The sequence below is a fragment of the Actinomadura madurae genome (genome assembly GCF_900115095.1).
Lineage (GTDB): Bacteria > Actinomycetota > Actinomycetes > Streptosporangiales > Streptosporangiaceae > Spirillospora > Spirillospora madurae.
The window spans coordinates 786,648-811,982 of the sequence record NZ_FOVH01000001.1 but is presented as its reverse complement, the minus strand read 5'-3'; the positions used below and the strand labels follow the sequence as shown (position 1 = coordinate 811,982).

The 25,335-nt window shown below is 74.5% G+C and carries 21 protein-coding genes; 3 read left to right on the top strand and 18 right to left on the bottom strand.

What is annotated here, in order from left to right:
* Positions 1 to 153 precede the first annotated feature (153 nt).
* The 12 genes from BM339_RS03855 to mraZ form a co-directional block, all read right to left on the bottom strand.
* Positions 154 to 903 carry a cell division protein FtsQ/DivIB gene (locus tag BM339_RS03855; RefSeq protein ID WP_075019896.1) on the bottom strand — a complete coding sequence of 250 codons (750 nt, stop codon included), beginning with the start codon at positions 901 to 903 and terminating at the stop codon, positions 154 to 156.
* 61 nt (positions 904 to 964) lie between these two features.
* Positions 965 to 2,386, bottom strand: coding sequence for a UDP-N-acetylmuramate--L-alanine ligase (gene murC, locus BM339_RS03850; protein ID WP_075019895.1), 1,422 nt, complete (start codon positions 2,384 to 2,386; stop codon positions 965 to 967).
* On the bottom strand, positions 2,383 to 3,477 hold the full coding sequence (gene murG, locus BM339_RS03845; RefSeq protein WP_021599423.1) for an undecaprenyldiphospho-muramoylpentapeptide beta-N-acetylglucosaminyltransferase: 1,095 nt from the start codon (positions 3,475 to 3,477) through the stop codon (positions 2,383 to 2,385). Before murG ends, murC begins: the two co-directional genes overlap by 4 nt.
* 37 nt (positions 3,478 to 3,514) lie before the next feature.
* On the bottom strand, positions 3,515 to 4,768 hold the full coding sequence (gene ftsW / locus BM339_RS03840; RefSeq protein ID WP_075019894.1) for a putative lipid II flippase FtsW: 1,254 nt from the start codon (positions 4,766 to 4,768) through the stop codon (positions 3,515 to 3,517).
* 1 nt (position 4,769) lies between these two features.
* Positions 4,770 to 6,221, bottom strand: coding sequence for a UDP-N-acetylmuramoyl-L-alanine--D-glutamate ligase (murD, locus tag BM339_RS03835; RefSeq protein ID WP_075019893.1), 1,452 nt, complete (start codon positions 6,219 to 6,221; stop codon positions 4,770 to 4,772).
* Complete coding sequence (mraY, locus tag BM339_RS03830; RefSeq protein WP_021600466.1) at positions 6,203 to 7,261, bottom strand: phospho-N-acetylmuramoyl-pentapeptide-transferase; 1,059 nt, start codon at positions 7,259 to 7,261, stop codon at positions 6,203 to 6,205. The genes murD and mraY overlap by 19 nt, the downstream gene beginning before the upstream one ends.
* Positions 7,258 to 8,640 (bottom strand): UDP-N-acetylmuramoyl-tripeptide--D-alanyl-D-alanine ligase, encoded by a 1,383-nt coding sequence (locus BM339_RS03825; protein WP_075019892.1) that lies wholly within the window; start codon positions 8,638 to 8,640, stop codon positions 7,258 to 7,260. The genes mraY and BM339_RS03825 overlap by 4 nt, the downstream gene beginning before the upstream one ends.
* Positions 8,637 to 10,181, bottom strand: a complete 1,545-nt coding sequence (locus tag BM339_RS03820; RefSeq protein WP_024935570.1) for a UDP-N-acetylmuramoyl-L-alanyl-D-glutamate--2,6-diaminopimelate ligase — start codon at positions 10,179 to 10,181, stop codon at positions 8,637 to 8,639. The genes BM339_RS03825 and BM339_RS03820 overlap by 4 nt, the downstream gene beginning before the upstream one ends.
* 81 nt (positions 10,182 to 10,262) lie before the next feature.
* Positions 10,263 to 12,005: a peptidoglycan D,D-transpeptidase FtsI family protein gene (locus BM339_RS03815; protein ID WP_459544823.1), complete on the bottom strand. Its 1,743-nt coding sequence runs from the start codon at positions 12,003 to 12,005 to the stop codon at positions 10,263 to 10,265.
* 517 nt (positions 12,006 to 12,522) lie between these two features.
* Positions 12,523 to 13,278 carry a cell division protein FtsL gene (ftsL, locus tag BM339_RS03810; RefSeq protein WP_075019891.1) on the bottom strand — a complete coding sequence of 252 codons (756 nt, stop codon included), beginning with the start codon at positions 13,276 to 13,278 and terminating at the stop codon, positions 12,523 to 12,525.
* On the bottom strand, positions 13,275 to 14,255 hold the full coding sequence (gene rsmH / locus BM339_RS03805) for a 16S rRNA (cytosine(1402)-N(4))-methyltransferase RsmH (protein WP_021599719.1): 981 nt from the start codon (positions 14,253 to 14,255) through the stop codon (positions 13,275 to 13,277). Before rsmH ends, ftsL begins: the two co-directional genes overlap by 4 nt.
* Before the next feature lie 244 nt (positions 14,256 to 14,499).
* On the bottom strand, positions 14,500 to 14,931 hold the full coding sequence (gene mraZ / locus BM339_RS03800; protein WP_021599720.1) for a division/cell wall cluster transcriptional repressor MraZ: 432 nt from the start codon (positions 14,929 to 14,931) through the stop codon (positions 14,500 to 14,502).
* Positions 14,932 to 15,335: 404 nt separating this feature from the next.
* On the opposite strand from mraZ, the gene BM339_RS03795 reads away from it, so the two are divergent.
* The 3 genes from BM339_RS03795 to BM339_RS03785 are packed head-to-tail and all read left to right on the top strand — an operon-like array spanning position 15,336 to position 20,114.
* On the top strand, positions 15,336 to 16,349 hold the full coding sequence (locus BM339_RS03795; RefSeq protein WP_021599721.1) for an AAA family ATPase: 1,014 nt from the start codon (positions 15,336 to 15,338) through the stop codon (positions 16,347 to 16,349).
* A 4-nt stretch (positions 16,350 to 16,353) separates the two neighbouring features.
* Positions 16,354 to 17,649: a DUF58 domain-containing protein gene (locus tag BM339_RS03790; RefSeq protein ID WP_075019890.1), complete on the top strand. Its 1,296-nt coding sequence runs from the start codon at positions 16,354 to 16,356 to the stop codon at positions 17,647 to 17,649.
* Positions 17,646 to 20,114, top strand: a complete 2,469-nt coding sequence (locus tag BM339_RS03785; RefSeq protein ID WP_075019889.1) for a transglutaminase TgpA family protein — start codon at positions 17,646 to 17,648, stop codon at positions 20,112 to 20,114. Before BM339_RS03790 ends, BM339_RS03785 begins: the two co-directional genes overlap by 4 nt.
* Before the next feature lie 335 nt (positions 20,115 to 20,449).
* Here BM339_RS03785 and BM339_RS03780 read toward each other — a convergent pair whose 3' ends face one another.
* The 6 genes from BM339_RS03780 to BM339_RS03755 form a co-directional block, all read right to left on the bottom strand.
* Positions 20,450 to 20,848: a DUF3040 domain-containing protein gene (locus BM339_RS03780; RefSeq protein WP_075020140.1), complete on the bottom strand. Its 399-nt coding sequence runs from the start codon at positions 20,846 to 20,848 to the stop codon at positions 20,450 to 20,452.
* A gap of 147 nt (positions 20,849 to 20,995) precedes the next feature.
* Entirely contained in the window at positions 20,996 to 22,261 is a 1,266-nt protein-coding gene (locus BM339_RS03775; RefSeq protein ID WP_021595579.1) for a DNA polymerase IV, read from the bottom strand.
* 7 nt (positions 22,262 to 22,268) lie between these two features.
* Positions 22,269 to 23,003 (bottom strand): methyltransferase domain-containing protein, encoded by a 735-nt coding sequence (locus tag BM339_RS03770; RefSeq protein WP_024935577.1) that lies wholly within the window; start codon positions 23,001 to 23,003, stop codon positions 22,269 to 22,271.
* 236 nt (positions 23,004 to 23,239) lie between these two features.
* Complete coding sequence (gene nusB / locus BM339_RS03765; protein WP_021595581.1) at positions 23,240 to 23,656, bottom strand: transcription antitermination factor NusB; 417 nt, start codon at positions 23,654 to 23,656, stop codon at positions 23,240 to 23,242.
* Positions 23,656 to 24,213, bottom strand: a complete 558-nt coding sequence (efp, locus tag BM339_RS03760) for an elongation factor P (RefSeq protein ID WP_021595582.1) — start codon at positions 24,211 to 24,213, stop codon at positions 23,656 to 23,658. Before efp ends, nusB begins: the two co-directional genes overlap by 1 nt.
* Positions 24,214 to 24,244: 31 nt before the next feature.
* On the bottom strand, positions 24,245 to 25,321 hold the full coding sequence (locus tag BM339_RS03755; protein ID WP_021595583.1) for a M24 family metallopeptidase: 1,077 nt from the start codon (positions 25,319 to 25,321) through the stop codon (positions 24,245 to 24,247).
* Positions 25,322 to 25,335: the final 14 nt, after the last annotated feature.

Genomic DNA, 25,335 nt, shown 5'->3' with positions numbered 1-25,335 from the left:
CCTCAACTTGAGGCTTACACTTATGTCAACCTGAGGACTGATACGGACAGTAGGGCGGCCTTACCGCCAGGGTCAACTAACCTCCCCCGAACTCCACCGGCGTGTCGCGGCCGGCACGGGTTCGCCCAGGTTGCCCGGTTCCTCGGCGGTGGTTCATTTGGTCTTCAGCACCTCGGGCGAGCTGATGTCGACGGTCCGCACGGCCCGCCCGGCCGCCGTGCGCCGCAGGGCGTCCAGCAACCGGATCTTCTCCCGTGCCCGCTCCGCCGCGCCCCACACCACCGTCTGGCCGCCGTCCATGTGCAGGGTGACGGCCTCCGGGCCGGTCGCCTCGACCTCGGCGACCTTCGCGGCGAGCCGTTCCGGCAGGTCGGACAGCACGCCGAGCGCCGCGAGGGTCGCCCGGTCGGACGGTCCGGGCGAGGCGACCGTCAGCGCGGGAAGCCCGGACGGACGGGTCGCGCCGTCGGCGACGGTGACGCCGTGCTCGTCGAGCAGCTGGAACCGCCCGCGGCGCTCGAAGACCGCCACCGGCACCCGTTCCCGGACGACGATGCGCACCGTCCCCGGCCAGTGCCGCTCGATCTTCGCCGACTCGACCTCGCGCAGCCGCTCCACCCGGGCCTGGACGGTGCCCGCCGCGAGCCGCGCCATCGGCGTCCCGAGATCGATCCCGGCGGCGGCGACCACGCGGTCGCGGGGCGCCAGCTGGGTGCCGGTCACCTCGACGTGCCGGACCACCAGCAGCCGGGACCCGAGCAGCACCCAGGACACCGCGCCGAGCGCGCCGACCACCAGCAGGGTGACGAAGACGACCTTCCACCGGCTCGGGCGGCCGCGCGCGGCGGGCGCCGCGGCGTCCTCGCCCGGCGCCTCCCGCCGGTCCGCCCGCACCTCGGTCATGGTCCAAGCTTGGCAGCGATCCCCCCGTCCGCCGCCGACCCCGCGGGCGGCGGCGTGTCACTCACGCGCCCGCGAGCCGCTCCAGCACGAGCGGGCCGAGCTGCGTCACGTCGCCGGCGCCGAGGGTGATGACGATGTCGCCGGGGCGGGCGAGCGCCGCGGCGGTGCCGGGCACCTCGTCCCGGACGGGCACGTAGACGGCCTCGGTGCCGGCCGGGACGGCGTCCGCGACCAGCGCGCCCGTCACGCCGGGCTCGGGATCCTCGCGGGCGCCGTAGACGTCGAGGACGACCGCGGTGTCGGCGAGACCGAGCGCCGCGCCGAACTCGGCGGCGAAGAACCGGGTGCGGCTGTACAGGTGCGGCTGGAACACCGCGACGATCCGGCCCCGCACGCCGGACTGCGCGCCCTTCTCCCCCAGGTAGCCGCGGGTGGCCTCCAGGTCGGCGATCAGCTCGGTCGGGTGGTGGGCGTAGCTGTCGAACACCTCGACGCCGCCCGCCTCGCCCTTGCGCTCCAGCCGCCGCATCGCGCCGCCGAACCCGGCGAGGCCCTCCCGCACGGACGCCTCGTCCACGCCGAGGGACCGCGCGACCGCGACGACGGCGGCGGCGTTCAGCGCGTTGTGCCGGCCGGGGACGGCCAGCGCCACCTCGCCTGCGCCCTCGATCTCGAACCGGGAGCCGAGGCCGCGCGGGGTGAACCCGGTCACCCGCAGGTCGGCGCCCTCGGCCTCGCCGTAGGTCAGCACGGTCAGCCCGCGCGCCCGCGCCCGGCCGGCCAGCTCCATCGCGACCGGGTCGTCGGCGCCGGCGACGAGCGTCCCGCCCGGCTCGACCCGGTCGACGAACCGCGCGAAGTTCTCCCGCACCATCTCGAAGCCGCCGTAGTTGTCGAGGTGATCGGCCTCGACGTTGGTGACCACCGCGACGTGCGGGATGTACATGAGGAACGAGCCGTCGCTCTCGTCGGCCTCCGCGACGAACACGTCCCCGGACCCCTCGTCGGCGCCGAGGCCCGTGGTGACGAGCTGCCCGCCGATGCAGTAGGACGGGTCGGCGCCGACGTGCTGGAGCGCCACCGTGAGCATCGACGTCGTGGTGGTCTTGCCGTGCGTGCCGGCGACGGCCACCGCGCGGCGGCCCGCCATCAGCGAGGCCAGCGCCTCGGAGCGGTGCAGGACGCGCAGGCCCCGCTCGCGGGCGGCGACCAGCTCGGGGTTGTTCTCCCGGATCGCCGTGGACACCACCACCGTGTCGGCGTCGCCGACGTGCGCGGCGTCGTGCCCGACGAAGACCTTGGCGCCGAGGTCGCCGAGCTGGCCGAGCAGCTCGGAGTCGCGGGCGTCGCTGCCGGACACGCCGATGCCGCGGCGCAGCATGATGCGGGCGACGCCGGACATCCCGGCGCCCCCGATCGCGATGAAGTGGACCCGGCCGAGCTCGCCGGCCGGCACCACCTCCCCCGGGCCGATCAGGCTCATCGGGCGGCGCCCGCGGAGCGGACCACCTCGTGGACCATCCGGGCGAGCGCCACGTCGGCGTCGCGGCGGCCCATCCGGCCGGCGGCCTCGGACATGTGCGCGACGCGGGCCGGGTCGGCCAGCACCGGCAGCAGGTTCCGGGCGATCCAGTCGGGCGACAGCTCGGCGTTGTCGACCAGCATGCCGCCGCCCGCCGCGACGATCGGCTCGGCGTTCAGCCGCTGCTCGCCGTTGCCGATCGGGAGCGGGACGTACACCGCGGGCAGCGCGACCGCCGCCAGCTCGGCGCACGTCATCGCGCCCGCCCGGCACATCGCCATGTCGGCGGCGGCGTAGGCGAGGTCCATCCGGTCGCAGTACGGGATCGTGACGTACTGCGGGCCGCCGGACGCGGGCTCGGGCTCCTCGGTGTTCTTCGGCCCGACGATGTGCAGCACCTGGATGCCCGCCTGCCGGAAGTACGGCGCGGAGGCGACCGCGGCCTGGTTCAGGGAGCGGGCGCCCTGCGAGCCGCCGAAGATCAGCAGCGTGGGCAGGTCGGGGAGCAGGCCGAAGTAGGAGCGGGCCTTGTCGCCCATCGCGAGGCGGTCCAGCGCCGCGATCTCGCGGCGCAGCGGGATCCCGACGAACGTGGCGTTCGGCAGCGGCGAGTCGGCGTGCGACACCGCGACGTGCTCGGTGAAGCGGGCGCCGAGCTTGTTGGCCAGGCCCGGCTTCGGGTTGGCCTCGTGCACGATGATCGGCACCTTGCGCTTGCGCGCGGCGAGGTAGCCGGGAGTGGCGACGTAGCCGCCGAACCCGACCAGGATGTCGGCCTGCGCCTGGTCGAGGACGGACGCGGCCGCGTTGATCGCCCCGCGCAGGCGGCCGGGCACCGACAGCAGCTGCGGGGTCAGCGTGCGCGGCAGCGGCACCGGCGGGATCAGGGCGAGCTCGTAGCCCCGCTGCGGGACGAGCCGGGTCTCCAGCCCCCGCTCGGTCCCGAGGCAGACGATCCCGGTGTTGGGGTCGTTGCGGCGCAGCGCGTCGGCGAGCGCCAGGGCGGGCTCGATGTGTCCGGCGGTGCCGCCGCCGGCCAGGACAACCCTCATGCTCCTTGACAACTCCTCAGCGTGTTCGATGGGGGATCTAACGCCGTGCCAGACCCAGCCAGCTTAGAGCCCTCACGACCGGTCCGGGACCCCGTGCGGAGAGTGCCTGCCGCGCGCCGGGCTCCCGCTTGGCGAAGGCGAGCAGCATCCCGAGCGCGAACAGGGTCGGGATGAGCGCCGAGCCGCCGTAGGAGACCAGCGGGAGGGGGATCCCGGTGATGGGCAGGACGCCGATGACGGCGCCGATGTTCACGATCGCCTGCACCACCAGCCACGCGGTGGCGCCCGCGGCGGCGAGCCGGGTGAACGGGTCCTTCACCCGCCGGGCGATGCGCAGTCCCGCGTAGGCGAGCATCCCGACGAGGGCGAGGACGACGAGGGTGCCGACGAGCCCGAACTCCTCCCCCACGATCGCGAAGATGAAGTCGGTCTCGGCGTGCGGGAGGTAGTCCCACTTGGCGCGTCCCTCGCCGAGGCCCGTGCCGAACAGCCCGCCGGAGGCGACCGCGTACAGCCCCTGCGTGCCCTGGTAGTTGGTGGTGAGCTGGTTGCCGGACGGGTCGAGGAACCCGGTGAGCCGCTGCATCCGGTACGGCTCGACGACGATGAGGATCGACACGAGCAGGCACACCAGGCCGGCGATGCCGACGAACAGCCGTCCGGGCGCGCCGACCACCCACAGCAGCGCCAGGAAGATCGTGAGCAGGACCAGCGTGGTGCCGAGGTCGCTGCCCAGCATGACCAGCAGGACGAGCACGCCCGCCCCCGGCATCAGCGGGACCAGCAGCGGCCGCCACTCGGTGAGCTGGCCGAGCCGGTCCTTGCGGGCCAGCAGGTCGGCGCCCCACAGCACCAGGGCGAGCTTGGCCAGCTCGGACGGCTGGATCTGCACCGGGCCGAGGTCGACCCAGCGGGTGGCGCCGCCCGCGCTGCGGCCGAGGCCGGGCACCAGCACCAGCGCCAGCGCGACGACCGACAGCAGCAGCAGCGGGTAGCCGAGCGCGCGGAACGTCTTGACCGGCAGCCGGGACGCCACCCACATGCCGGGCAGCCCGATCGCCACCCACATGGCCTGCTTCTGGAACAGCGTGTACGCCGAGCCCGTCGCCTGGAGCTGCTTCACGCTGGACGCCGACAGCACCATCGTCAGGCCGAGCGCGAGCAGCATCACCGAGCAGCCGAGCACCAGGTAGTAGGAGGTGAGGGGACGGTCGAGCAGCCCGACGGCGGCGACCAACTGCTCGCGCGGCCCCGGGCGCCGCGCGCCCTCCTCCTCCGCCGCGGCGGTCACGTTACCGGGGGTTCCGGGAGTCGTCCCCGCGGCCGGGGCGGGCGCCCTCGGCCAGGCGCTCGACGGAGGCGATGAAGGCGTCCCCGCGGGCCGGGTAGTTGGCGAACATGTCGAAGGACGCCCCGACGGGGGCGAGCAGCACGGTGTCCCCGGGGCGGGCGAGGCCGGAGGCTTCGGTGACGACGCGGTCCATGGCCCCAGTGTCGGTGTCGGGGACGTCCACCACGGGGACATCCGGCGCGTGTCGCGCGAGTGCCTCGGCGATCCGGTGCCGGTCGCGTCCCATCAGCACCACGCCGCGCAGCCGCCCGGCGCACGAGCGCACCAGGTCGTCGACGTCCAGCCCCTTGAGGAGGCCGCCGGCGATCCACACGACCGGCTCGTAGGCGGCGAGGGACGCGGCGGCGGCGTGCGGCTGGGTGGCCTTGGAGTCGTTGACGTAGGCGACGCCGGCGACGTCGGCGACGTGCTGGATGCGGTGCGGGTCGGGGACGAACGCCCGCAGGCCCGCGCGGACGGCCTCGGGCGGCACCCCGAACGCGCGGGCCAGCGCGGCGGCGGCGAGCGCGTTGGCGACGTTGTGCGGCGCGAACGGGCGGACGTCGGCGAGCGCGGCCAGCTCCGCGGCCTCCCGCGCGGGGTCGCCGGTGAAGGCCCGGTCGACGAGCAGCTCCTCGACGACGCCCAGCTCGCCGGGACGCGGCACCTCCAGGGTGAACCCGGCCCGGCCGCGCACGCCCCCCGCGCGCTCGGCGAGCGCGGCGGACGTGGCGTCGTCGGCGTTGTACACCGCCACGCAGCCCGGTGCGAAGATCTTGGCCTTGGCCGCGACGTAGGCGTCCATGGAGCCGTGCCAGTCGAGATGGTCGGGCGCGATGTTCAGCACCGCCGCCGCCCGCGGGGCGAGCGAGTCCGACCAGTGCAGCTGGTAGCTCGACAGCTCCACCGCGAGCACGTCGTGGTCCTCGCCCACGGCCTCCACGATGGGCGTGCCGACGTTGCCCACGGCGAGCGCCCGGTGGCCGGCGGCGGTGAGCATGCACGCCAGCATCCGGACGGCGGTGGTCTTGCCGTCGGTGCCGGTGACGGCCAGCCACGGCGCGGCGCCCTCGGGACGCAGCCGCCACGCCAGCTCCACCTCGCCGATGATCTCGACGCCCGCCTCGGCGGCCGCGGCGAGCAGCGGCACGTCCGGCCGCCAGCCCGGCGACGTCACGACGAGCCCGGTGCCCGCCGGGAGGCTCTCGCCGTCGCCGAGCCGGACCGCGACCCCGCGGGCCTCCAGCTCGGCGGCGTGCCCGCGCTGCTCCTCGCCGTCGCGGGCGTCCACGACGGTGACGCGGGCGCCGCGCGCGGCGAGGGCGCGGGCGGCGGCGCGGCCGGACACGCCGAGCCCCGCCACGCACACGGGCAGGCCGTCCCAGGGGCGGTCGCTCACTTCTTCGGCATCCATTCCAGGTAGAACAGGCCGATGCCCATCGCGGTGAACAGCGCCGACATCAGCCAGAAGCGCACGACGATCGTGGTCTCGGCCCAGCCGGACAGCTCGAAGTGGTGCTGCAGCGGGGCCATCTTGAACACCCGTTTCCCGGTCAGCTTGAACCCGCCGACCTGGATCATCACCGACAGCGTGATCATCACGATCAGCCCGCACAGGATGGCGAGCAGGAACTGGGTGCGGGTGAGGATGGCCAGGCCGACCAGCACGCCGCCGAGGGCGAGCGAGCCGGTGTCGCCCATGAAGATCTTCGCGGGCGGGGCGTTCCACCACAGGAACCCGAACACGCCGCCGAGCACGGCCGCGGCGACCACCGCGAGGTCGAGGGGGTCGCGGACGCTGTAGCAGTTGGGGGCGAGGGCGGCGGCGCAGCTGTTGCGCAGCTGCCAGTTGCCGATGATCACGTAGGCGGCCAGCACCATGCCGGCCGGGCCCGCGGCGAGGCCGTCCAGCCCGTCGGTGAGGTTCACGCCGTTGGACATGGCCGCGATGAGCAGCAGCGCCCACACCACGAACAGGTACGGGCCGATCGAGGGGCCGAAGTCGCGCAGGAAGGACAGGTGGGGGTCGGCGGGGGTGATGTCGTAGCCGTTGGGGAAGTTCAGCGACGCGACGGCGAACACGACGCCGACGAGGACGATGCCGATCATCTTGGCGCCGCTGCGCAGGCCGAGGCTGCGCTGCTTGAACACCTTGATGTAGTCGTCCACGAACCCGACCAGGCCGAGGCCGGTCATCAGGAACAGCACCAGGATGCCCGAGATCGTGGGCGCCTCGCCCGTGACCAGGTGCGCCGCGGCGTAGCCGACCAGCGAGCCGACGATGAAGACCGTCCCGCCCATCGTGGGGGTGCCGCGCTTGTTCAGGTGCGCCTCGGGACCCTCGTCACGGATCATCTGGCCGTAGCCCAGCCGGTTCACGATCCGGATCCACACCGGCGTGCCGACCATCACGAAGATCAGCGCGATCCCCGCGGCGAGGATGATGTTGGTCATCGGCCGTCCTCCGCGAGGATCGCCTCGGCCACCCGTTCCAGGCCGGCCACGCGGGAGCCCTTCACCAGCACGACGTCCCGCGGCGCGAGCCGCTCCCTGAGCACGGTCACCGCCGCGCCGACGTCATCCACCTGTACGCACTCTCCCGTCCATGACGCCACCTGCCCGGCCCCTTCGGCCATCGCCGCCGCGTTCGCGCCGACGACGACGAGTCCGGCGATCCCGCTGCGCGCGACATGCTGCCCGATCTTGGCATGTTCCGCCACGGACGAGTCACCCAGTTCGGCCATCTCCCCCAGTACCGCGTACGCGCGGCGCCCGCGGGCCATGTGCGCGAGCACGTCGAGCGCGGCGCGGGTCGAGTCGGGGTTGGCGTTGTAGGCGTCGTTCACCACGGTCACGCCGTCGGCCCGCTCGGTGACCTCCATCCGCCACCGGCTGACCGGCACGGCGTCCGACAGCGCCGCGGCGACCGCGTCCGGGGCGAGCCCGGCCGCGCGCGCGGCGGCGGCCGCGGCGAGCGCGTTCGGGACGGCGTGCGCCCCGTGCAGGCGCAGCGCGACCGGCGCCGCCCCCTCCGGCGTGACGAGGGTGAACCGGGCGCGGCCCCGCTCGTCGAGGGTCTCGGCCTCGGCGCGGATCACGGCGTCCGGGGAGCGGCCGAAGGTGACGACCTCGCCCTCGGTGCGCTCGGCCATCGCGGCGACCAGCGGGTCGTCGGCGTTGAGGACGGCGGTCCCGCCCGGCGGCACCGCCTCCACGATCTCGCCCTTGGCGCGGGCGATGTTCTCCCTGCCGCCGAACTCGCCGACGTGCGCGGTGCCGACGTTCAGCACGACGCCGACGTCCGGGCGGGCGATGCCGGTCAGGTAGGCGATGTGCCCGATCCCGCGCGCGCCCATCTCCAGGACGAGGTGGCGGGTCTCGGCGCCGGCGCGCAGCACGGTGAGCGGCAGCCCGATCTCGTTGTTGAACGAGCCGGGCGGGTAGACCGTCGGGCCCGCGGTGCTCACGACCTGCGCGATGAGGTCCTTGGTGGAGGTCTTGCCGGCCGAGCCGGTGACGGCGACGACGGTGAGGTCCGGCAGCCGCTCCAGCAGGCCCCTGGCGAGCCGCCCGAGCGCCTCCTGGACGTCCGGGACGACCACGCACGGCCCGTCCACCGAGCGCTGCGCGAGCACGGCCGCGGCCCCCGACGCCAGCGCCCCGGACGCGAAGTCGTGCCCGTCCGCGCGCTCGCCCTTCAGCGCCGCGAACAGCGCCCCGGGCTCCACCGCGCGGGAGTCGATGACCGCGGGACCGCTCACCACCACGTCGGGAGGCCCGTGCGCGGTGCCTCCCGTGATCTCCGCGATCGTCGACAGCGGAAGTGGGATCACGCCTGCGTCCCGTCCCCTCTGGTTCCCTCTGTACGGCGCCGGAGGGCCGCGCGGACGACCTCGCGGTCGTCGAACGGATGCACCTCGCCCGCCACGTTCTGGCCCTGCTCGTGCCCCTTGCCCGCGACGACGAGGACGTCGCCGCGGCGGGCCCGGCCGACGGCCAGGCCGATCGCGGCGGCGCGGTCGGGCTCCACGACGATGTGCGCGCGCTCGGGCTGCGGCACCTTGAGCCCGCCCTCGACCATAGCGGCGAGGATCCCGAGCGGATCCTCCGACCTCGGGTTGTCGTCGGTGAAGTACGCGGTGTCGGCGAGCCGGGCGGCGGCCTCGCCCATCAGCGGCCGCTTGCCCCGGTCGCGGTCGCCGCCGCAGCCGAGCACGACGACGAGGTCGCCCTCGGTGACGGGCCGCAGCGCGTTCAGCACGGCCTCGACCGCGCCCGGCTTGTGCGAGTAGTCGACCAGGGTCACGAAGTCCTGGCCCTCGTCGACCCGCTCCAGCCGGCCGGGGACGCCGGGCAGGGACGCCACCCCGCGGACCGCGGCCTGCAGCGGGATGCCCGCCTCGACCAGCGCCACGATCGCGGCGAGCGCGTTGGCGACGTTGAACGGGCCGGCGAGCCGGACCTCCCCGTCGGCCTCGATGCCGCCGGGCCCGACGACGCGGAACACGCCGCCGTCGGCGCCGACGCGCACGTCCTCGGCCCGCCAGTCGGCGGCCGGGTCGCCGGACGGCGAGAACGTCGTCGCCGGGACCGTGGCGATCTCCAGCAGCTCGCGGCCGTGGTGGTCGTCCAGGTTGATCACGCCGACGCGGGAGTACTCCGGGGTGAACAGCCGCGCCTTGGCGAGGAAGTAGTCCTGCATGGTCGGGTGGTAGTCCAGGTGGTCCTGGGACAGGTTGGTGAACACCGCGACCTCGTAGCGGGCGCCGCCGACCCGGCCCTGCACGAGGGCGTGGCTGGAGACCTCCATCGCGGCGGCGCCGACCCCGCGCTCGCGCATCATCGCCAGGAGCGCGTGCAGGTCGGTGGCCTCCGGCGTGGTCAGCGCGCTCGGCACCCGGTCGCCGCCCACCCGGATCTCCACGCCGCCGACCAGCCCGGTCTCGATCCCCGCCGCGCGCAGGCCCGCGTCCAGCAGGAACACCGTGGTGGTCTTGCCGCTGGTGCCGGTGACGCCGATGAGGGTGATGTCGCGCCCGGGCTCCCCGTACACCCAGGACGCCGCGTCGCCGAGCCGCGCCCGGACGTCGGGCGTCACGAGGACCGGCAGGCCCGCCGCCGCCGCCCGGTCGTGCCCGGCGGGGTCGGTGAGGACCGCGACCGCGCCCGCCCCGGCGGCCTGGGCGGCGAACTGGGCGCCGTGCGCGCGGGCGCCGGGCAGCGCCGCGTAGACGTCGCCGGGCAGCACCGCGCGGGAGTCGTGCGTGATCCCGGTGGCCCGGACCCGCTCCCATCCGTCCCGTTCGTCCCGTCCGATGCCGAGGACCGCCGCGAGCCCGCTCAGCGGGCGAGCCGGATTGGTGGTGGGACGCATGGCTGTTCTTTCGGTGCGAGCGGAACGGGACTGCTGGGACACGGGTGGTGGACTCACAGGCGAGGAGGGTACTCGCTGCCGTCAGTCTCGGGCGTGGATCTCGATGATCGGCGGGCGGCTCCCCGTCGGCGGGATCTTCTCGGACTGCAGGGCGAAGCTCATCACGTCCTTGAAGACCGGAGCGGCCGCATCGCCACCATAGTGGCTGCCCCGCTTCGGGTCCTGCAGGACGACCTGGACGACCAGCCGCGGATCGTCCGCGGGCGCGAACCCGGCGAACGACGCGGTGTAGCCGCCGCCGTCGTAGCAGCCGCAGCGCGGGTTGACGATCTCGGCGGTGCCGGTCTTGCCGGCGACGCGGTAGCCCTTGATCTGGGCCTTCGGAGCGGTGCCCTCCTTGGTCGTGACGCCCTCCAGCATGTCGCTGATCTGCCGCGCGGTCCGCGCGCTGATGACCTGCCTGCGCGCGGGCTCCGGCGCCGCCGTGAACCTGTCGTGCTCCCCGACGGTGCCGGCGATCAGGTTCGGCGCGACGCGGACGCCGCCGTTGGCGATGGTCGCGTACACGCTCGCCATCTGCACCGCGTTGACCGACACCGTCTGGCCGAACGCGATCGGGTAGCGGTCGGTGCCGGACCACTCGGGCGGCGGCTCCAGCAGGCCGGGCGTCTCGCCCGGCAGCGGCAGCCCGGTCTTCTGGCCGAACCCGAAGTCGCGCAGCGTCTGGTAGAGCCGCTGCGAGGTGATGCTCTCGCTGGCCATGATGGTGCCGACGTTGCTGGACTTGGCCAGCACGCCCGCGAACGTGAGCCGCTCGGGAGCGTGGTGGTGCGAGTCGCGGAACGTCACGTCGTACTTCTTGATCCGGTCCGGGACGGTGTAGGGCGTCTGCGGGGTGACGCCGCCGTGCTCCATGACCGCGGCGGCCGTGACGACCTTGCCGGTGCTGCCCGGCTCATAGGCGTCCTGGACGAGCGGGCTGCCCCAGCGGGACCGCGAGGACTCGGCGTAGTGGTTCGGGTCGAACCCGGGCGCGGAGGCCATGGCGAGCATCCGGCCCGTGCGCGGGTCCATGACGATCACGCTGCCGCCGTCCGCGCGGGTGGCCCGGACCTGCTTCTCGATCGCCTCCTGCGCCTCGAACTGCAGGTCGCGCTGAAGGGTCAGCCGGACGCTCCGCCCGGGAACCGAGGGGCGCTTCTGGTCCTCGCCCATGGGGATGTGCTGGCCCTCGGGGCTGATCTCGACCCGCTGCCAGCCCGCCTTCCCGGCGAGCATGCCGTTCAGGGAGCTCTCCAGCCCCGCGGCGCCCTTCCCCGAGTCGTTCACGAACCCTATGACGCTCGCCGCCAGCGAATCGTTGGGATACTCCCGGCGATATTCCGGCAAAGTCCCGATACCGAGGAAGTTCCACGAGCTGACCAGCCGCGCCTGGTCGGGACGGACGCCGTGCGCCAGGTACACGAACCGGGTGCCGGTCTTGCTGAGCTGCTTCATCAGGGTCGCCGGGTTCAGCCCGAGGGTCGGGGCCAGCGCGTTGACGATCGGCTGCCGCTTCTCCGGCTTGATCAGAGACGGGTCGGCGAAGATCGCCCGCGCCTCCACCGTCATCGCCAGCGGGTTGCCCTGCGCGTCGGTGATGTCGCCGCGGACGGCGGGCAGCGTGATGTCGCGCACCCGCTGCTTCATCGCCTGCTCGGTGTACTTGCCGGACTCGATCGTCTGGAGCTGGACGAGCCGCCCCGCGAACAGCGACAGCACGAACGCGACGACGAGCAGCCCGACGTTGAGCCGCTTCAGGGGGTCGCGCCGGTGGAACGGCATCCGGGGCCGCGGCCCCTGCCCCGGCGGCCGCCTGCCGCCGGACCCGCCGGGCCGCGGGCCGCGCGGCGCCCCACCGCTCGCGCGCGCGGACCGGCCGTCGCGCGCCGTCCGGGCCGCGTCCTTCTTACCGGGGGCGGTCCTGGCGGGCGCCTTCCGCGCGGCCTGCCGGGCGGGCGTCCCGGCGGTGCCGGCCCCCTTGGGCCCGGCCTCCTTGCGGGAGGCCTCTTTGCGGGGGGCGGGCACCATGCCGCTGCGCGCGGGACGGCGGGCGGCGCTGCCCTTCTTGCCCGGCCGTCCCGCGCCGTCGGCGCGCCCGCCGGCGGGCGGGCGCGGCGTTCCACCTGTCTGACGCCCGGACGCGCGCGCCGCGCCCGGGCCGTTCTTGTCGTCCCGCCCGGCCGCGCCGCGGGGACCGCGCCCGTCCGAGCCGCGTTTCCGGCCGGGCGGGGGCCCGGCGGCACCGCGTCCCGGCCGTTTCGTCACCGTGTCCCCCGCTCCCCGATGGGCCCGCGTCCGATCACGGCGCCCCGTTCCCGGTGCCCTGGCCCGTGCGGTGACCCGCGCCCTGGCCGGAACCCTGGCCGGAACCCTGGCCCGCCCCGGTGCGGGTGTCGGCGGGCGGGACGCCGTCGCCGGGCACCACGGTGCCGGGGACGCCGAGGACGCCCGCCGCGCCGGCCGACGCCGCGGCCGCGTGCGGGACCGCTCGGATCCGGCCGCCGCTCGGCCGGCCGGTGTCGGTGGAGAAGAAGGTCGGGTCCTCGCCCTTCTTCATGCCGAGCGCCTCGGCCTTGTTCGACAGCTGCCGCGGGGAGCCCTCGCGCGCGATCTCCTCCTCGTAGGCCTGGCGCTGCTGTTCGAGCTGCTTGTTGCTCTGCTGCAGCCGCGTGAGCGTGAACGCGTCCTTGGCGAGGACGGTGTTGAGCAGCAGGAGGCTGACCAGGGCGCCGCCGAGCAGGCCGACGATGAGCAGCACGAACGGCGTCCGCGGCGCCGCCTGGGCGGCGCGCCGCGACGCGGCCGGCTTCGCGCTCTTGGCGGACGCGCTCTTCGCGGGCGCGGCCTTGGCGGCCGTGCCCGTGGCCTTCGCCGTCTTCGCGGCGGCGGACCCGCCCCTGGACGGCGCGTCCTTGACCGGTGCCTTCTTCTCCGGCGCCTTCTTGGGCGGTGCCTTCTTGGGCGGTGCCTTCTTGGCCGGGGCGGCGCCGTCCGGGCGCTCCGGGGCCCGCTTCTTCGGCGTCCTGGCCGGCGGGCGCCTGCTCGTCGTCGTCATGTCGCCTCCCGGACCCGCTCCGCGGCGCGCATCCGCACCGATCCGGCCCGTGGGTTGGTCGTGGTCTCCTCGTCGGACGGCAGCTCGGCCCCGCGGGTCAGGAGCCGGAACCTCGGCTCGTGCTCCGGCAGCGGGACGGGCAGGTCCGGCGGGGTGGTGTCGGCCGCCTGGGCGGCGAGGACCTGCTTGGTGATGCGGTCCTCGAGGGAGTGGTAGCTGAGGACGGCGACCCGGCCCCCGACCGGGAGCGCGTCCAGGGCGGCGGGCAGCGCCCGGCGCCAGATGTCGAGCTCGCCGTTCACCTCGATGCGCAGCGCCTGGAACGTCCGCTTGGCCGGGTTGCCGCCGGTGCGGCGCGTCGCGGCCGGGATCGAGGTGCGCACCAGGTCGGCGAGCCGCCGGGTGGACTCCAGCGGGGCGCGCTCGCGCTCCCGGACGATCGCCGCGGCGATCCGCTGGGCGAACCGCTCCTCGCCGTACTCGCGCAGGATGCGGGCGAGCTCGGCGGGCGGGTAGCCGTTGACGACCTCCGCCGCGGTGAGGCTCTGCGTCCGGTCCATCCGCATGTCGAGCGGGGCGTCGTACGAGTAGGCGAAGCCGCGGCCGGACTCGTCCAGCTGCGGGGAGGAGACGCCGAGGTCGAACAGGACGGCGTCCACCGCGGGGACGCCGAGCCGGCGCAGCACCGCGGGGATCTCGTCGTAGACGGCGTGCTCCAGGGTCGCGCGGTCCCCGAACGGGGCGAGGCGGCGCGCGGACCGCTCCAGCGCCGTGGTGTCGCGGTCGAGGCCGATGAGGCGCAGCTCCGGGACGGCCCGCAGCATCGCCTCGGCGTGACCGCCCATGCCGAGCGTGGCGTCGAGGTACACGGGCGCGCGGCCGGTGACGGCCTCGGCGGCGGGGATGAGCAGCTCCAGAACGCGACCGAGCATCACCGGTACGTGACCGGCGCCGTTCGCGTGGTTCCCCACGTCCATGCTTCACCCCCTGTACTGCCACCTCGCTCGCGGACTGTGTGGCATCGCCGGCCCGGACCGTCCCCACCCCCGGCGGCGGCCTCGCCCGGCCAGGTCCCCATCCGCTGCCCTGAGGAAGATCACCGCGTTGCCCGCGGGGGGTCGCCGTCTGGCACCGGGGAAGCTGCGCCAGCTGGCTCGGAGAGCGGCTGGAGACCTGGCCGAACGTGGGCCAGTGCCGGTCAACGGACCGACGAGTCGTTTCTCAGAGGATCCCTGGCAACACCTCCTCCGAGACGTCGGAGAACGTCTGCTCCTCCTGCTCCAGGTAGGTCTCCCAGGCCTGGGCGTCCCAGATCTCCAGACGCGTGTTGGCCCCGATGACCGTGCAGTCGCGGGTGAGCCCCGCGTACTTGCGCAGGGGCGGAGGAATGGTGACGCGGCCCTGCTTGTCGGGCACCTCGTCCGAGGCGCTGGCGAAGAAGACCCGGCTGTAGCCCCGCACCGCCTTCTCGGTGACCGGGGCGGCACGCAGGGCTTCGGTAATCCGCTGGAACTCCGCCATGGGGAAGACGTACAGGCAGCGTTCCTGGCCCTTCGTGATCACCAATCCCCCCGACAGCTCCTCGCGGTACTTCGCCGGCAGGAACAGTCGTCCCTTGTCGTCGAGGCGCGGGGAATGGGTGCCGAGGAACACCGGCCCCACCTCCCGCGCCGCATGGGGCGCTACCGCCCCCCACGGCGCCCCACTCTACTCCACTCTTCCCCACCGTCAACAAGGAAAACACCGTCCGTGCGCCGTTCTGCCGCGCGAATCCGCAGGTCAGGGAGGGTGGTGCCGAGTGGGGCCCAGCGGGCCCGCCCGCGCGGCGCGGCGGGGCGCGCCGACGCGACGACCGGCCGCCGGAAGCGCACCGGACGGGGTCGGAGGGGCGGGGTGGAGGGAAGTGGTGGGCCGGGAGTGGCGTTTGCCGTCCTTCCCGTAGAGCACAATTGGCTCGCGTTCCACATGAACATCGCAGTGGGCCTTCCGACGACGTACTGTCGTTTGGAACGGCTGAGGAGGGTTTGGTGGCAGTAGGCACGCACGGCGAGTCGTTCATGGAGACCGACCCCCCGGCATCCCACCCGGCCCGGCGCGGCGCGCGGGGCCACGACGCGCCGGGCGGTCTCGACGGGCTCGCCCAGGTGGCGAACAAGATCCGGGACGCCGTGGAGTCGGTGATCGAGGGGAAGCCCTCGGTGGTCCGGCTGGCCCTGACGGTGCTGCTGGCCGAGGGGCACCTGCTGATCGAGGACGTGCCCGGGGTCGGCAAGACGATGCTCGCGAAGGCGCTCGCGCGCTCGATCGACTGCTCGGTGCGCCGGGTCCAGTTCACGCCCGACCTGCTCCCCAGCGACATCACCGGGGTCAGCGCCTACAACCAGGAACTGCGCGAGTTCGAGTTCAAGCCGGGGCCGATCTTCGCCAACATCGTGGTCGGCGACGAGATCAACCGGGCGTCGCCGAAGACGCAGTCCGCATTGCTGGAGTGCATGGAGGAGCGGCAGGTCACGGTCGACGGCACCACCTACACGCTGGAGCCGCCGTTCATGGTGATCTCCACGCAGAACCCGGTGGAGATGGAGGGCACCTACCCGCTGCCCGAGGCCCAGCGCGACCGGTTCACCGCCCGCATCTCGATGGGCTACCCGGACCCGGCCGCGGAGCTGGAGATGCTCGACACGCACGGCGAGACGTCCCCGCTCGACCGGCTCACCCCGGTCGCGCACGCCGAGGACGTCCGCGACCTCATCGAGGTCGTGCGGCGCCAGCACGTCGCGCCCCCGGTGCGGCAGTACGCCATCGACCTCGTCTCCGCTACCCGGCGGCACCCGGAGCTGCGGCTCGGCGCCTCCCCGCGGGCGACGCTGCACCTCGTGCGGGCCGCGCGGGCGTACGCCGCGCTCGACGACCGCGACTACGTCGTCCCCGACGACGTCCAGGAACTCGCCGTCCCCGTCCTCGCGCACCGGCTGCTGCCGACCGCCGAGGCGCAGGTGGAGCGGCGCCGTCCCGAGCAGGTGGTCGCCGACCTGGTGAAGCGGCTGCCGGTGCCCTCCCCCGGGAAGTGACCCGGTGCGACGGGCGCTGGCCGGCCTGACCACACGCGGACGGTCCTTCGTGGCGGCGGGGGCGACGGCGATCGTCTGCGCGGTCGTGCTCGGCGAGCGCGACCTGCTGCGCGCCGGCGTGCTCGTCCTGGTGCTGCCGCTGCTGTGCACGCTCGCGGTGTCGCGGACCCGGTACCGCCTGGCGTGCGCGCGGCGGCTGGAGCCGGCGCGGCTGCCGGTCGGCCGCGAGGCCCGCGTCGACCTGCGGCTGGAGAACGTGTCGCGGCTGCCGAGCGGGCTGCTGATGGTGGAGGACCGGGTCCCCTACGCTCTCGGCGGGCGCACCCGGTTCGTGCTGGAGCGCATCGAGCCGCACGGCACCCGCGAGCTCGGCTACCGGATCCGCTCGGACGTGCGCGGGCGGTACCGGGTGGGGCCGCTGACGGTCCGGCTCGCCGACCCGTTCGGGATGGTGGAGCTGCTCCGCTCGTTCAGCCTGTCCGACACGCTCACCGTGACGCCGGCGATCGTCCCGCTGCCGGCGAGCCGGCTGGCCGGCGGGTGGGCGGGCGGCGGCGACAGCATCGCCCGCGCGGTCTCCGCCGCGGGCGAGGACGACGTCGCCCCCCGCGACTACCGGCACGGCGACGACCTGCGCCGCGTGCACTGGCGGTCCACCGCCCGGCGCGGGGAGCTGATGGTGCGGCGCGAGGAGCAGCACTTCCAGAGCAGCGGGACGCTGTTCCTCGACACCCGCCGCTCCGCGCACTGGGGCGACGGGCCGGGCGGCTCGTTCGAGCAGGCCGTGTCGGCGACCGCGTCGATCGGCGTCCACCTCGTCCGCACCGGGATGAGCCTGCGGTACGTCACCGACCGGGGCGAGGCGCTGCCCGCCGCGCCGTCGGAGGGGGCGTTCGAAGGGCTGCTGCTGGACGCGCTGGCCGTGGCCCGCCGGTCCAAGAGCGGATCGCTGTCGGCCGGGCTGGCCGCGCTGCGCGGCGGGACCGGCGAGCACGGCGGCCGGGAGGGGAACGGGCTGGTCATCGCGGTGTTCGGCACGCTGTCGGACGAGGAGGCCCGCACGGTGGCCGCGGTGCGCCGCGGCGCCGGGACGTACGTGGCGGTCCTGGTGCAGGGCGGGCCGGCCGCCGGGGCGCCAGCCGGTGACGGGCCGGGTGACGGGACGGGCGACGGGACGGCCGCGGGGCTGCTGCGCGCCGGCGGCTGGCGGGTGGCCACCGTCCGGTCCGCGGCGGAGCTGGCCGGGGCGTGGACGCAGGCCGGCAAGGCAGGCGAGGACTTCGTCAAGGACGGTTCATGAGGATCCGGATGACGGTGATGGCCGCGCTGGCGACGCTCGCCGGCTCGCTCGGCCTCTACCCGCTGTACGAGCAGGCCGGATGGTTCTGGGCCGGGTTCGGCGCGGTGCTGTCGGTGTCCGGCGGCGGGCTGCTGGCCCGGCGGATGCGGATGCCCGCGCTGGTCGGGCTCCTGTTCGGGCTGGTCGCCCTGATCCTGTACCTCAACCTGGTCTACGCCTCCGACGAGGCGTGGCTGGGGTTCGTCCCGACCCCGGAGTCGGTGCAGTACCTCGGCGCCCTCACCGACGAGGGCTGGCGGGCGGCCAACCGGTACGCGGCGCCGGTCCCGCTCGTCCCGGGGATCTCGATGCTGACCGCCGCCGGCATCGGCCTGGTCGCCGTCCTGGTCGACCTGCTGGCCGTGCGGCTGCACCGCACCGCGCCCGCGGGGCTGCCGCTGCTCGCCATGTACAGCGTGCCCGCCGCTGTCCGCGAGGACGGCGTCGGCTGGCTCGCGTTCGGCCTCGGCGCGTGCGGCTTCCTGGCCCTGCTGATGGCCGACGCCCGCGAGCAGGTCGGCGGGTGGGGCCGGACGGTGACCACGCGGCGCCGCCCGCGGGTCGTCCCGATGGCCGGAACGGCGCCGCACCCCGGGGAGGCCGCCGCCCTGCCCGAGACGTCGGCGCTGGCGGCGAGCGGCCGCCGGATCGCGGCCGGCGCGGTCGCCGTCGCGGTGCTGGTGCCCGCGGCCGTCCCGGGACTGCAGCCACGCGGCTTCTTCGGCTTCGGCGGCGGCGCCGGCCAGGGCACGCAGACCGTGACGACGCCCGACCCGCTGGTCAGCCTGAAGCGGGAGCTGACCCGGCTGGACGACTCGGTCGTCCTCACCTACCGGACCGACGACAGGGAGAGCCCCGGCTACCTGCGCCTCTACGCCCTCGACCAGTTCGACGGGGACCGCTGGACCTACAGCCCGCTGAAGAGCAGCTCCAGGGACCGGGTGAGCGACGACCGCGACCTGCCGCCCCCGCCCGGCCTGGGCATCGCGTCGGTGCACGAGGTGACGACCCGGGTGCGGGTGCGGCCCGAGGTGAGGAACATGACGTTCCTGCCGGTGCCGTACGCCCCGTCCCAGGTCTCGATCAGGGGCGACTGGCGGGTGCACGCCCCCTCCCTCATGGTCTACTCGCTCCGCGACTCCGCGGGCGGGCGCTCCTACACCGTCAAGAGCCTGCGCGCGACGCCGTCCGCCGGCCAGCTGGCCGCCGCGGGCGCCTACCCGGCCGACATCGTCTCGCACTACACCGCGGTGCCCAAGAACGTCCCGCAGCAGGTCAGGAGGCTCGCCGCGCAGGTCACCGCCGGGTCGGCCACCGCGCTCACGCAGGCGGTGCGGCTGCAGCGCTGGTTCACCTTGAACGGCGGGTTCACCTACGACCTGTCGGCGCCGGCGCCGCAGCACGGCAGCGACCTCGTCGACTTCCTCCTGCACAGCAAGCGCGGCTACTGCGAGCAGTTCGCCGCGGCGATGGCGCTGATGGCCCGGATCCTCGGCATCCCGTCCCGGGTGGCGATGGGCTACACCCCGGGCTCGGAGGTGAGGCCCGGCGAGTGGGTCGTCCGGTCGCGCGACGCGCACGCCTGGCCGGAGCTGTACTTCGAGGGCTCCGGGTGGGTGCGCTTCGAGCCGACGCCCGCCGGGGCCGCCGGCCAGGGCACCGCCGTCGCGCCCGGCTACAGCGAGCCCGCCATCAGCACGGCCGGCCCCGAGAGCGAGACCGCGCCGTCGCCGGAGAGCTCCTCCCCCGAGGACTCCGCGACCGCGTCCCCGACCACCGGGCCCGGCCACCGCAACGACGAGGGCCCGGGCGGGTCCACCAGCGCCCAGGACGGCGACGAGGGCGGCTTCGCCGCGGCGCCCTGGCTCGCGGGCGCGGTGCTGGCGCTGCTGCTGATGGCCGTGCCGATGACGGTGCGGATGCTCACCCGGCGCCGCCGCTGGACGGCGCTCGCCCCGCCGCCGGCCGATCCCTCCCCGCGCCGGCCGGGCCGGGCGCGGGCGCCCTCGGCCGACCCGGCCGGCGCGGCGCACGCCGCCTGGCGGGAGCTGCGCGCCGACGCGCTCGACCACGGGCTGGAATGGCGGGCCAGCGACTCCCCGCGCGCCACCGCGCGCCGGCTCGGGGAACTGCTCGAACTGGACGCGGAGGGCACGCGCGCCCTCACCCGCATCGCCAGGGCCGAGGAGCTGGCGCGCTACTCGCGGACCCGTCCCAGCGAGCCGGCGGAGCGGCTGCGCGCCGACGTCCGGACGGTCCGGGAGGCGTTCGCCTCGTCCGTGGGGCGCCGCGCCCGGTGGCGCGCCCGGCTGATGCCGCCGTCGACGGTGGCGCAGACCCGCTCCGCGTTCCGCACGGCGGCGGACCGCGTCCTCGACGTCACCGCCCGCCTGAACGAGCTGCCGGCCCGCCTGCGCCGCCGGTAGGCGGCCGACTCCGGACACGGGACCCGGACGCACGGGCCCCCGGACACGCGTTCGTCCCGGCCTCGCGGTCGGCCCGCGAACGGCCGGGACGATCTGAAGACTCCCGCCGGCCGGGCGCCGTCCGGGGACGTCCCCGGAGGACACTCGGCCGCTCAATATCCATCTGGGGGGACGACCCCCAGCCCCCCGAAAAACCGGACTGAGCGTCGTCCTCCACTCCGCAGAACTCCGCTCCAGACGCCGCTCAGTGTCCATCTGGGGGACAACCCCCAGCCCCCCGAAAAACCGGACTGAGCGTCGTCCTCCGCTCCGCAGAACTCCGCTCCAGACGCCGCTCAGTGTCCTTCTGTGCGGCGGCGCCCGCTCTCTTCCATGCGCTCCATGAAGCCCGCCTTGGCGGGGCGGGCCTGCCGGCCCCCGCCGTCGCCCTGGGCGGGCTCGCTGCCGATGCCGGTCATCCGCTTCCAGCTCGTCAGCGCCCAGACGCAGCAGACGACCATGAGCAGGAAACCGGTCACGCTGATGGCGATGGTGACCGTGCCCTCGTTGATCACAAGGCCGGCCATCAGGGCGCTCACGCCCACGACGAACCCGAGGGCCGCCTTGACGATCCGGCGCTTGTAGTGGACCTGGGGGTTGGTCGAGCGAACCGCGTGAGCGAACTTCGGATCCTCGGCGTACAACGCCGATTCGATCTGTTCGAGCATGCGCTGCTCGTGCTCAGAGAGCGGCACGGCACCTCCCAACGACAGCTCCGCGACGGGGTATCCGATGCGGGACGCGAACGTCAACGGTGATATGCCCAGAATACGAGCACTGTCGAGCGTACGAAAGCGAACGGCCCGTCGAGGGCCCGGTGCCGGTCACCCCACAGCCTTCTTTCATTGTCTTCCGTCCCTGCCGTCACGTCCGTCACCATCCGCCGCACGCCGCACCAGCGCGGCGGGACGAACCGCGCCGCGGCCGAACCGGTGCGCGACCTGGTCCATGGCTCGCTCGGCCTCACGCCAGCCGCTGTCCGGCTCGTCGAGGGCGAGCTGACGGGGGGCCTCGCCGGCGGGACGCAGGTTCTCCACCCGCACCCCGACCAGACGGAGTCGTACCCGTTCCAGACCGGCCCCCTCGTACAGCTCGCATGCTGTGACATAGATCACACGAGCGAGATCGGTCGGCTCGGGGAGCGTCCGCGCCCGGGTGATCGTCCTGAAGTCGGCCATCCGCAGTTTGACGCTGACCGTCCGGCCGGCGTTCCCGCTCTCGCGCAGCCGCGCGCCGACCTTCTCGGCCAGCCGCAGCAGCTCCCGGCGGACGACCTCCGGGTCGTCGACGTCGACGTCGAAGGTCTCCTCGGCGCCGATGCTCTTGTCGGGCGTGTGCGCGACGACCTCCCGCGGGTCGCGTCCCCAGGCCAGCTCGTGCAGGTGCGCCCCGAGCGCGTTGCCCAGCTCGCGCCGCAGCGTGGCCGGCGGGACCTGGGCGAGCTGCCCCACGGTCCGCAGGCCCAGCCGGGTGAGCGCCTGCTCCGTCCGCTCCCCGACGCCCCAGAGCGCCGCGACGGGCAGCGGGTGCAGGAAGTCGGTCACGCCGTCGGCGGGCACGACCAGCAGGCCGTCCGGCTTGCACCGGGTCGAGGCGAGCTTGGCGACGAACTTGGTGCTCGCCACCCCGACCGAGCAGGTGATGCCCTGCTGGGCCCGGACCTGCTCGCGGATCAGCCGCGCGATCTCGGCGGGCCGGCCGAGCCGCCGCCGGGCGCCCGCCACGTCCAGGAACGCCTCGTCCAGGGACAGGCCCTCCACCAGCGGGGTGACCGACCGGAAGATCTCGAACACGGCCGCCGACACCCGGGCGTACTTGGCGTGGTCGACCGGCAGCACCACCGCCCGCGGGCACAGCCGCCGGGCCCGCGACATCGGCATCGCCGAGTGCACGCCGAACGTCCGCGCCTCGTAGGACGCCGCGGACACCACCCCGCGCGGCCCGGCGCCGCCCACGATCACCGGGCGGCCGCGCAGCTCGGGGCGGTCGAGCAGCTCGACGCTGACGAAGAAGGCGTCCATGTCGACGTGCAGGATCGAGCAGCCGGAGTCGTCCGCGGGCGGGCCCGGCTGCGGGCCGGGCCGGTGCAGCTGCTGCTTGCGGCTCACGGCCCCGTCATCCGGCCGGCTTGTCGGCCACCAGGTGCAGCTGGGTGGCGAGGTCGCGCAGGACGGGATGGACGGCCGCCACCGACTCCAGCGCGATCAGCGCGTCCGCGGAGCCGGCGTCGCCGTCCAGCAGGCCGCTCGGCACCAGGTCGGCGAAGATCCGGACGCCGTGCAGCTCGGCGACCCGCAGCCCGGCGCCGCGCACCAGCGCCGACAACGTCTCGCGGGTGAACCGGCGGGGCATCCGGTCGCCCTCGCCCCACCGCCCGGCCGGGTCGGTCAGCACCCGGCGGGCGTCGTCGAAGTGCCCGGACACCGCGCGGTGCAGCGCGGCGGCGATCTGCCCGGCGACCAGCACGCTGACCGAGCCGCCGGGGCGCAGGGCGCCGGTCAGCGCGGCCATCGCGGCGCCGGGCTCGTCCACGTACTCCAGCACGCTGTGGCACAGCACGAGGTCGGCGGCGCCGGGGCCGAGCAGGTCGGGGAGGTCGACGGCGTCGCCCTGCATCGCGCGCACCCGCACGCCGGACTCGGCGGCGCGGCGCTCCAGCGCGGCGAGGGCGTCGGGGTTGGCGTCGACCACGGTGACCCGGTGGCCGAGCTCGGCGAGCGGGACCGCGAACCCGCCGGTGCCGCCGCCGACGTCCACGACGTCGCTCTGGCCGGCCTCGGGGGTGATCCGCTCCAGAACGCCCCGCAACGCCTCCCAGAGCACCGCATTGCGAACCCGGCTGTATCTCATTGCGGTCCCCTCCTCCTTCGGGCCTTGGCGGCCCTCCATCGTCGGGAACCGCGCGCGATCGCTGCATCGCTCCGGCTCGCCTCGCGGCTCGCTGCGCGATCAGGTTCTCGCTTCGCTCGACCCTGCCTTCGGACGCGATCGCAAGCGTTGAGGTGGGTGCGTGCCGCGGTGCCGGTTGAGGTGGTCACAGTGAGAACTGCCTGGCCTTTCATCGTCGGCACCCGCGTGCTCCCGGATCAGAGGGACAGGGAGGGCTTGAGCTGCTGGAGGCGGGAGAGGAGGCCGTTGACGAAGCGGGGGGACTCGTCGGTGGACAGCTCGGTGGCCAGGCGGACGGCCTCGCTGATCGCGACGGCGTCGGGAACGTCGTCCACCCACAGGAGCTCGAACGCGCCCATCCGCAGGATGTTGCGGTCGACGACCGGCATCCGCTCCAGCGTCCAGCCGGTCGCGTAGGTGGCGATCAGCTCGTCGACGCGCTCCCGGTGCTCCTGGACGCCCTCGATCAGCCGGACGGCGTGCGGGTACTCGGCCAGCTCGTCCTGGTTGGGGCGGCCCCGGGCGGCGAGCACCGCCGCGGGCTCCTCCTCCCGCAGCTCCGCCGCGAACAGGATGTCCAGCGCCAGTTTGCGCGCCTTGGTGCGAGCCGCCATCAGCCGCGGCCGAGGTACTCGCCGGAGCGGGTGTCGACCTTGACCTTCTCGCCGGTGGTGATGAACAGGGGGACCTGGATCTGCGCGCCGGTCTCCAGGGTGGCGGGCTTGCTGCCGCCGGTGGAGCGGTCGCCCTGCAGGCCGGGCTCGGTCTCGGTGATCTCCAGCACGACGGCCGCGGGCAGCTCGACGTACAGCGGGTTCTCGTTGTTGAAGGCGATCACGGCGTTCTGCTCGGGGAGCAGGTAGTTCGCGGCGTCGCCGACGACGGTGGCCGGGATGTGCGGCTGGTCGTAGGTCTCGGTGTCCATGAAGACGAAGTCCTCGCCCTCGCGGTAGAGGTACTGCATCTCCCGCTTGTCGACGCTCGCCACCTCGACCTTGGTGCCGGCGTTGAAGGTCTTGTCGACGACCTTGCCGGACAGGACGTTCTTGAGCTTGGTACGGACGAACGCGCCGCCCTTGCCGGGCTTGACGTGCTGGAATTCCAGGACGGTCCACAGCTGGCCGTCGAGGTTCAGCGTCATGCCGTTCTTCAGGTCGTTCGTCGTCGCCACTGCGTTGTTCTCCCGGTCGCGACCCGCGCGTCTACAGGACGAGCAGGTCCTTGGTCGTTGTGGTGAGGAGCTCCGGGCCGCCCGCGCGGACCACGAGCGTGTCCTCGATGCGCACGCCGCCGCGGCCCGCGAGGTAGACCCCCGGCTCCGCGGTGATCGGAACCCGATCCACCAGCTTACCGGTCTTGTCGTACCCCATGAGCGGCGCTTCGTGGATCTCCAGGCCGACGCCGTGCCCGAGCCCGTGGGGGAACGCGTCGCCGTGCCCGGCCGCCGCGATGACGTCCCGGGCGGCTGCGTCGACGGCCTTGGTCTCGGCGCCGGGGACGGCGGCGTCGAGCGCGGCCCGCTGCGCCCGGTGCACGAGGTCGTAGAGGTCGCGCTGCCAGTCCGCCGGCTCGCCGATCGCCACGGTGCGGGTCATGTCGGCGTGGTAGCCGCCGTACAGGGCGCCGAAGTCCAGGGTGACGAGGTCGCCGCGCTCCAGCTCGCGCCCGCCCGGGTGGTGGTGCGGGACGGCGCCGTTCGGCCCGGAGGCGACGATCGACTCGAACGCGGGGCGCTCGGCGCCGAGGTCGACCATGGCCCGTTCGAGCGCGACCGCGACGGCCCGCTCGGTGACGCCGGCGCGGATCTCGGAGAGGACGGCCGCGAACGCGCGGTCGGTGATGGCGCAGGCCTCGCGCAGGAGGGCGATCTCCTCCTCGTCCTTGACCCTGCGCAGGTCCTCGACGAGGTGGCCGAGCGGGATCAGCTCCCCCTCGGCGTCCGCGGCCAGGCCGGCGTGCTGCTCGACCGTCATGTCGTGGGCCTCGAAGCCGACGCGGCCATGGCCGTCTTCGGCCGCCCTCTTCAGCAGGACGTGCGCCACCTGCCGGTCGACGATGACGGGCAGCTCGGGGCAGACCTCGGCGGCCATGCCGGCGTACCGGCCGTCGGTCGCGAGGACGGCGTCCCCGCCGGCCGGGACGAGCAGCGCGGCCCGGGAGCTGTCCAGGCCGGTCAGGTAGCGGACGTTGACGAGCCGGGTCACCAGCAGGGCGCCGGCGTCCCGTTCGGCGACGAGCGCGGCCAGCCGGCGGCGCCGCGCGAGGTGCGTCTCCCCCATGGGCAGGACTCTAG

Bases quoted from the DNA above. Each gene is read 5' to 3' on its own strand.
- BM339_RS03855 (WP_075019896.1), bottom strand. From the start codon at position 903: ATGACCGAGGTGCGGGCGGACCGGCGGGAGGCGCCGGGCGAGGACGCC.
- murC (WP_075019895.1), bottom strand. From the start codon at position 2,386: ATGAGCCTGATCGGCCCGGGGGAGGTGGTGCCGGCCGGCGAGCTCGGC.
- murG (WP_021599423.1), bottom strand. From the start codon at position 3,477: ATGAGGGTTGTCCTGGCCGGCGGCGGCACCGCCGGACACATCGAGCCC.
- murD (WP_075019893.1), bottom strand. From the start codon at position 6,221: ATGGATGCCGAAGAAGTGAGCGACCGCCCCTGGGACGGCCTGCCCGTG.
- mraY (WP_021600466.1), bottom strand. From the start codon at position 7,261: ATGACCAACATCATCCTCGCCGCGGGGATCGCGCTGATCTTCGTGATG.
- BM339_RS03820 (WP_024935570.1), bottom strand. From the start codon at position 10,181: ATGCGTCCCACCACCAATCCGGCTCGCCCGCTGAGCGGGCTCGCGGCG.
- BM339_RS03815 (WP_459544823.1), bottom strand. From the start codon at position 12,005: ATGCCGTTCCACCGGCGCGACCCCCTGAAGCGGCTCAACGTCGGGCTG.
- ftsL (WP_075019891.1), bottom strand. From the start codon at position 13,278: ATGACGACGACGAGCAGGCGCCCGCCGGCCAGGACGCCGAAGAAGCGG.
- rsmH (WP_021599719.1), bottom strand. From the start codon at position 14,255: ATGGACGTGGGGAACCACGCGAACGGCGCCGGTCACGTACCGGTGATG.
- BM339_RS03795 (WP_021599721.1), top strand. From the start codon at position 15,336: ATGGAGACCGACCCCCCGGCATCCCACCCGGCCCGGCGCGGCGCGCGG.
- BM339_RS03785 (WP_075019889.1), top strand. From the start codon at position 17,646: ATGAGGATCCGGATGACGGTGATGGCCGCGCTGGCGACGCTCGCCGGC.
- BM339_RS03770 (WP_024935577.1), bottom strand. From the start codon at position 23,003: ATGAGATACAGCCGGGTTCGCAATGCGGTGCTCTGGGAGGCGTTGCGG.
- nusB (WP_021595581.1), bottom strand. From the start codon at position 23,656: ATGGCGGCTCGCACCAAGGCGCGCAAACTGGCGCTGGACATCCTGTTC.
- BM339_RS03755 (WP_021595583.1), bottom strand. From the start codon at position 25,321: ATGGGGGAGACGCACCTCGCGCGGCGCCGCCGGCTGGCCGCGCTCGTC.